General features: G+C 44.3%; 6 protein-coding genes. 1 reads left to right on the top strand and 5 read right to left on the bottom strand.

Translation table 11 applies throughout. From position 1 onward, the window contains the following. Positions 1-595 (bottom strand): DUF3479 domain-containing protein (locus tag IM473_RS20380; protein ID WP_287660012.1); only part of this gene is annotated, 595 nt, incomplete at its 3' end. 455 nt (positions 596-1,050) lie between these two features. After that, positions 1,051-1,407, bottom strand: coding sequence for a pentapeptide repeat-containing protein (locus tag IM473_RS20375; RefSeq protein WP_287660011.1), 357 nt, complete (start codon positions 1,405-1,407; stop codon positions 1,051-1,053). A gap of 822 nt (positions 1,408-2,229) precedes the next feature. Between IM473_RS20375 and IM473_RS20370 the strand changes: the two genes are divergently transcribed. Beyond that, positions 2,230-3,105 (top strand): N-acetylmuramoyl-L-alanine amidase-like domain-containing protein, encoded by an 876-nt coding sequence (locus IM473_RS20370; RefSeq protein ID WP_287660010.1) that lies wholly within the window; start codon positions 2,230-2,232, stop codon positions 3,103-3,105. Here IM473_RS20370 and lpxC read toward each other — a convergent pair. The 3 genes from lpxC to IM473_RS20355 form a co-directional block, all read right to left on the bottom strand. Further along, positions 3,102-3,914, bottom strand: a complete 813-nt coding sequence (lpxC, locus tag IM473_RS20365; protein ID WP_287660009.1) for a UDP-3-O-acyl-N-acetylglucosamine deacetylase — start codon at positions 3,912-3,914, stop codon at positions 3,102-3,104. The genes IM473_RS20370 and lpxC overlap by 4 nt on opposite strands. A gap of 85 nt (positions 3,915-3,999) precedes the next feature. Beyond that, positions 4,000-5,985, bottom strand: coding sequence for a BamA/TamA family outer membrane protein (locus IM473_RS20360; RefSeq protein ID WP_407069747.1), 1,986 nt, complete (start codon positions 5,983-5,985; stop codon positions 4,000-4,002). A 361-nt stretch (positions 5,986-6,346) separates the two neighbouring features. After that, positions 6,347-6,945 (bottom strand): histidine kinase (locus IM473_RS20355; protein WP_287660007.1); only part of this gene is annotated, 599 nt, incomplete at its 5' end.

Below are 6,945 nucleotides of genomic sequence, written 5' to 3'. Positions count from 1 at the left end.
TTTCTGCGGAACCTCCCAGCCAATACTGGAAACTTAACATAAAGTTGCGTGCGTCCTGAGCTTTTTCCATAGGGAGATATTTCAGGACTTGCGGTAAAGTTCGCAATAACTTTAACATCGCATCTTGGAAACCAGCGCCAGAGCTTTCCCTGCGCTTTTTCATGAAGTTAGCGATGACACTCTTAGACTGTCCCAATTGTGCCATCGAAAAGCTGCCTAACTTATTTAAGCGCATTACCTGGGGCATGGAGGGAAAGACGATCGCCGCGTCTAATTTATCCCGATGGGGACCGACAGCGGCCACAACCTTATCGGCTAAATCTTCGATAAAGATGAGAGAAGCGATGAAAATATTAGCCTTGGCCACATCCTCTTGAAAATTGCGATAATTTTCCCCATCGCGCAGTTCTTCGATTAAATAACCACTAATTTCGATCGCTAGTTTCGGGTTGTTAGCGTTGATTTCCCTGACCGCACTACTCAGCGCACTTTGGTACTGAGGTTCTAGCACGACATAGACCACCTTGACCAGCGATCGACCATTCAACGCGTCAGGAACTATGTGACGAATGGTGGACTTGACGTGAGTGAACATATATGATGGTTCTCCTTAGGATTGCTGAGTCTGGTATGAAGTGATTTTCGTCATCAGATGACGATCGCCCTTTGTTTAAGGTATTTAGATATATATGTTTCTGTTTTGTATCAGAAAATGTCACCCCAATGAGCATTTACTTTGGGTTTCGACACAATTTGATAAATATCTTGCCATATTTTGTAACAGATGGTAAAGAGCTTTTTGAGTAACTGCTCAGGCTTTTCTTTACAAAAATTAATATTTAATTTATTGACTTTTAATTACAAAAGTGTTAAAAATCAGCACCTCAGACGAGATGTCGCTGTTATAGTCGTTTCCAATAAGTTTGAGACAAGCGTTGCCGATTCAAAGAATGAGTTGATTGCTAAAAGCTCTGAAAACTGGTTGAGAATTTTGCCAAATCATACCGCTACTCAGCAACGCCAGATTTCGATCGAATGCTTCAGAAATGATTAACGAGCTCTGACAATAAATTCCCAGCCTTCGGGCATTTTCGTACCTTCCAGGTTAGCACCGAGCAGGTCAGCATCGCTCAGGTCAGCACCCATCAGGTCAGCATCCCTCAGGTCAGCATCCCTCAGGCTAGCACCGATCAGGTTAGCACGGCTCAGGTTAGCACCCCTCAGGTCAGCACCGCCCAGGTGAGCACCGATCAGGTTAGCACGGTTCAGGTCAGCACCGACCAGGATAGCACGGCTCAGGATAGCACGGCTCAGGATAGCACGGCTCAGGTTAGCACCGCTCAGGTCAGCACCGCTCAGGTCTTTATCACCCCGCATCACCTTCCTTACATCCAATCGATTAGCCATAGTCTTCTCCTTAATTTAGGGTATATGAAAGGATTAATTCAACGAGCAGACAGTCATAGACAAGGTTCTCTGCTGATTGCTACGTCTTTTGTAATGTAATGTACTACAACAATCTATAAAAATCAATGATGGGAAAAGTCAGAAGCCCATTAGAAGTAATGCAATGAGACAGATGTTTAGGAATCAGGAAAATGACGAGAATGGCATCCGTCAAATCTTCAAACAAGCGTAGATCGAGTGACGGATTTTATCAACCAGCGACCGCGAAAATCCTTTGACTATCGCACGTCTTAAGTACCTAGACTTAGGAGTTAAGCGTACTATTAAAAACGGATTTAGTATAACTAGGTTAGAGGTTTACTCAAAATTGTGTCAATGACTGATACTAAATCCAGTTATTAAAAACTGATTATGTATTCCCCCTTTTGCATGAGTAGAAAAGGGGTTTCTCCGAGAAACCCCTTTTCTGTCTCGGAATTGATCATTGCTAATTCAATTCCATCGTCTCGGAGTCTCCCCAAAACGAAACCCTGATAACTCACCATTAAGATAATTGCTATATGTAGGTAGGTGTTAAAAATTATCAGATGCCCCCCTTATTAAGGGGGGATTAAGGGGGGATCCCCCCGCCTATCGGCACCCCCCTTATTAAGGGGGGCAGGGGGGATCGAACCTAAAATCCATTTTTAATTTAATTATAACCACCTAATTATGTAGTAGAATACAATGAGAAATACCAGTTAAACCCAGCAGATTATAACTCTGACAGTTAATGTGTGTTAGTCGGTGATAAACCCTATTATTTTCAGTAATCGATCGACAATGTTTTTTAATTGGATAACTTTACCCTATTTATTAATTAATCCTGTTTTAATTCCCTTGAGTATAGCTCGATCGGAAACTATTCTTGCTCAAGAAGTCAGCGATCCTAATTATAAAAAACTGGTGCAGTACGCTCAAAATCAACAACTCGATCGCTTACCCATGGCTGATATAATCCAGAATATCGCCACTCAATTTTTAGGAGCAAAATATCAAGCAGGATTACTCAATCGCTCGGCAACAGAAAAATTATTTATCTCTTTAAAAGAGTTTGATTGTGTCCTGTTTGTGGAAACAGTTCTCGCTTTGAGTCACAATTTTGCTTTAAAAAATTATCAGTATTCTGCTTTTAGTCAGCAGGTTTTAAATCAACGTTATCGCCACGGTATTCTCGATGGTTATTGTAGTCGTCTGCATTACTTTTCCGATTGGATTAATGACAACCAAAAACGAGGCAATCTAGAAAATATTACTCAAAAATTAGGTGGAATTACTCTTAACAAAAAGCTCAACTTTATCAGCAAAAACCGCCCTCTATACCCCCAGTTAAAAACTCAAAATAATTACGATTGTATTCAACAGGTAGAACGGCAATTAGAAAGTTTATCCTTAACCTATATTCCCACCCCTAAGATTAAAGATATTTACCCACAACTACAAGCTGGAGATATTATCGGTGTCGTGACTAATATCCCTGGTTTAGATACCACCCATACCGGTCTAGTTTATCGCTTTCCCGATGGCAAAATTGGCTTAATTCATGCCTCTCCTGCTGGTCAAATTACCATTGCTAAAGACCTAGAAAAATATATCACTAAAGTTGACAAAGCCATCGGTATTTTTGTAGTTCGTCCCCTTGATCCAAGAAATAATTAACCCTGAATTGCTTTAGCTAATTGAACGTGCAGTTTATGACTGGCTTTAAAAGCCATGTAATGAGCGGTGGGAATGGTTCCCAGTAAACTCAAATCACCAATTAAGTCCAATAATTTATGTCTTGCTGGCTCATTATCAAAGCGTAAAGGAGGATTTAACCATTGATTTTGATCGCAGACTAAAGCATTTTCTAAACTGCCTCCTTTAATTAAACCAGCCTTTTGCAGATACTCAATTTGATCGGCAAAACCGAAAGTCCGGGCAGCCGCGATCGCATCTCGAAAACTTTCTTGATCAGGACTCCAACTATACCATTGATTACCGATGGGTTTATAGGTAAAATCGATGCCGTAGGTAAAACGTAATTCAGGAGAAGGAATCACCGCCACAAAAGCATCTCCTTCGTACAACCAAATCGGTTGAGAAATAGTTAAATCTGATGGAGAAAAAGAGTTATTTAAACCAGCATTTTCGATCGCTTCCACCCAGATTTTGGCCGAACCATCGAGGAGGGGAATTTCCGCACCATCCACCTCAATGCGAGCGTCCTCTACCCCCAAAGCGGTTAAGGCCGCTAATAAATGCTCAACGGTTCTAACTTTTGCTTCTCCTTGTCCCAATTCCGTTGATAAAGTCGTTTGGTAAACCGAAGAAACTAGAGCGGGAATAATCGGTTGATTGGCTAAATCTCTGCGGACAAAATAACGTCCTTCCCCGGGGTTTGCCTCACAGACGCGCACCCGTGTTATTTCCCCTGAATGCAGGCCAATTCCCGATAATTCAAATTGTTTAGCGATAGTAGAAACCATAATTGTTAAGCAGTAAAGCTTTTATCCGTGAACAACAAAAAGAACTAAATTTATCGATAACTGATAACTGATAACTGATAACTGATTAGAATCGTTCCCCGATACCGAAATGGAGACGAGAACCACCATCGACATTAAAACCGTAGTCAACCCGAATTTGGCCGACGGGAGATTGTACCCGAACACCCAAACCGTAACCGAGACCGGTACCGGGTAAATCCCGGACAATCCCGGGTTGGCCGGGGACATCGCCTTGGGAACCAACAGTAGTGCCGAAATCGACAAATAACGCCCCCCCAATAATTGCTACTATGGGGAAACGATATTCGGCGGTGGCTTGGAAATAACTGCGACCGCTACCCACTTCCCCCTCGGCGTAACCCCGTACAGAGTTACTACCCCCAACGATAAAAGCATCGTAGGGGGGTAAATCGCCTAATACTGTCCCTGCTTGCACATTAAAAGCGAGGGATTGCTGACCTTTAAAAATATCGGTTTCAAAGAGATTAAAGGAATTAATAAACCGAACGGGGATAAAGTAACTGTAACTACCCCGAACACGAGTGCCTAAAATACTGCCAGAACCGACCGGAATAGTTTGTTCTAAACCTAGACGCAGGAAAGAACCACTGGTGGGCTGCAGGGGATTATCGCGAAAATCTCGAATAGCGCCAATATTTAGGGAAAGTAGATCATCAATCCCAGAGGAACTAAAAGCCAGTTGTTGACTACCAAAACCATTGAGAGGTGCAGAGACGGGGGAGATGTCACCATTGGCATTTTGCACCTGTACCTGTTGATAGTTAAAGCCTAGGGAAAGCACCCATTTTGGTTTCGTAAACACATCGGGGGCCAAAGGACGGACAAAAGTAATACCGCCACCCGTCCGGACGATACGGGGACTATCATTATCGTTAAGCGTCCTAATTGAGGAATTTTCCCCATCATAAACCAGAGAAATCGACTGTCGCCGGAAAACGTTCACCGTGTAGGAAGTGCGGAAATTATCCGTGGCAATCCAAGGATCGGAAAAACTCAGATCGAATAAAAATTCCCGTTCCCCTAACTGGAATTCTGCCCCTAAAGTTTGGTTATTACCGCCAAAATTGCGCTGTTGATAGCTAACAGTCCCGAATAAGCCCGCATTCGAGCTAATACCACCCCCAGCGGCTAGGGAACCGGTATTACCTTCCACCACATCGACGTTAACAATCACCTCCCTTGGGTCGCTGCCGGGAGAAAAAGACAGACGCACATCCTCGAATAAACCGAGACCGAAAACACGCTGTAAATCCTGTTGGGCCGTATTGCGGTTAAAAATATCCCCCGCTTTTAGGCGCATTTCCCTAGTAATGATAAATTCTCTGGTTTTACCCTTGACCGGTTCCTGTTCGACGTTAAAGTAGCGTACTTGAATTTTTTCGATTAAACCTTCGGAAATGACCAGAATCACGCGACCATCGGGAGTTACTTGCGGCGCACCGATCACCTGGGCCAGATCATAGCCGTTTTTGCTGTACCAGTCATTGATTTTTTTTACCCCCGCCTGTAATTCCCGCAAATTCAGGGTTTTGCCGTATTGACCGGCGAAAATTTCCTCGACCACGCCGGCAGGTAAAATCGATTTGTCCAGGGTTTCCGGGGCAATTTGAATCTGTACGCCCTGAAAAACGGGGTTAGCTTGCACCTCGAAGGTGACTCGCACCCCTAGGGGCGTATCTTGGGGAACTGCCCGCACATCGGCAAAAAAGCCCGTGGCAAAAACGGCGTTAATATCTTCTTGTAGTTGGGTTCGAGTCGTGCTGCGTCCGGGTCGGGTGCGAATGGTATTATAAACTAGATTTTCTAATTCTCGATCGGCCCCCTGTACTACCACTTCAGCCACCAAAACCCGCGACTCCTCCGCCGGCGCTGGTGGGGCCGTTGTCGGAGTTTCCGGGGGGGTTGGGGTTTCCGTCGGGGTTTCCGGCGCTGGTGCCACGGGTGGAGTAGTTTCTGCCGTCGCGGGAGGAGACTGTACTAGCTGCTCGACGCGGGGAAAAACCGTTTCTGGGGGTTCTTCTTCGGCCATTACCGTCCCGTGAAATAATCCGAAAATAGCCAGCAGCAGGGCCAGCGAGGAGTATCGCCTCGAAAAATTGAGATTTTTAAGCACTTCCACACACCCAGTAACACCATTATGGTTTTGTTTGTTTTCTCTGCCCGAGAAATTTAACGAACGTTAAAACTCTAGCAGATCGCTTACTCTCAGTAAATCCCGGCTTGACCGGTGACTCAAGAGATGCTGCCTCAGGTCTGATATTTGTCAGCCGTCAGCATTAAGTTTTTATCTTGCCATATCTTAGCTTTTTCTGGTTTGGCTCTATCCCAATTCACCATCGAGGATTATTGCCACCTCGGTTGGCGCACAATTAGTTACGTCGGGGCAGCTGTTAACGTCTCGTTTGTAATAACTGTACCAGTTGCGAGACCTGTTGGCGATTGAACATTTGCAGCAGGGTACTAGCTACTAATTCCGGTTCCAGGGTAATCAGGATTTGTGGTAATTTGGCGGTGGCTAATAATTGCAATTCTTGACTGACGGTGATTTCTTCCCCGCGACCCCATTCTAATAAATCACTAGCTTGTTTTAATTCTTTAATAATAACTGGGGCGAGAGTGCGATAGGAATGTTTGGGGTTAGCCAGTGCCGATTGGGCATTTTTAACTAAATATTGCCATTGTTGCTGTTCTGAAGCCAATTGAGACAGAGGTAAAATTAATTTTTGTAATTGCTGACGGGACGCGCTGGTTTCTTCCTGTTTAAACAGTTGTAACATCTGTTTGAGGATATCTCTGACGCTGATGGAGATAGAAGAGTCCGCTGCAATAGCTGGGGTCGATTTTCCCCGGCCGAGAAGATAGTTAAGATGGGCCTGTAATTCGGCAAAAGTCGCTTCACCGTTTTTAATGATCGCGTTAGCTTCCTCGGCTGGCAAACCTGAGGGAGCCTGCAGCTTATCGATCAATATCTGAAGCAGATCATAACTCT

It is taken from the genome of Microcystis sp. M015S2 (assembly GCF_020245945.1).
Classification (GTDB): Bacteria; Cyanobacteriota; Cyanobacteriia; order Cyanobacteriales; family Microcystaceae; genus Microcystis.
Note: the sequence above shows the minus strand (reverse complement) of the source record. Positions and strands in the feature narration are given on the sequence as shown.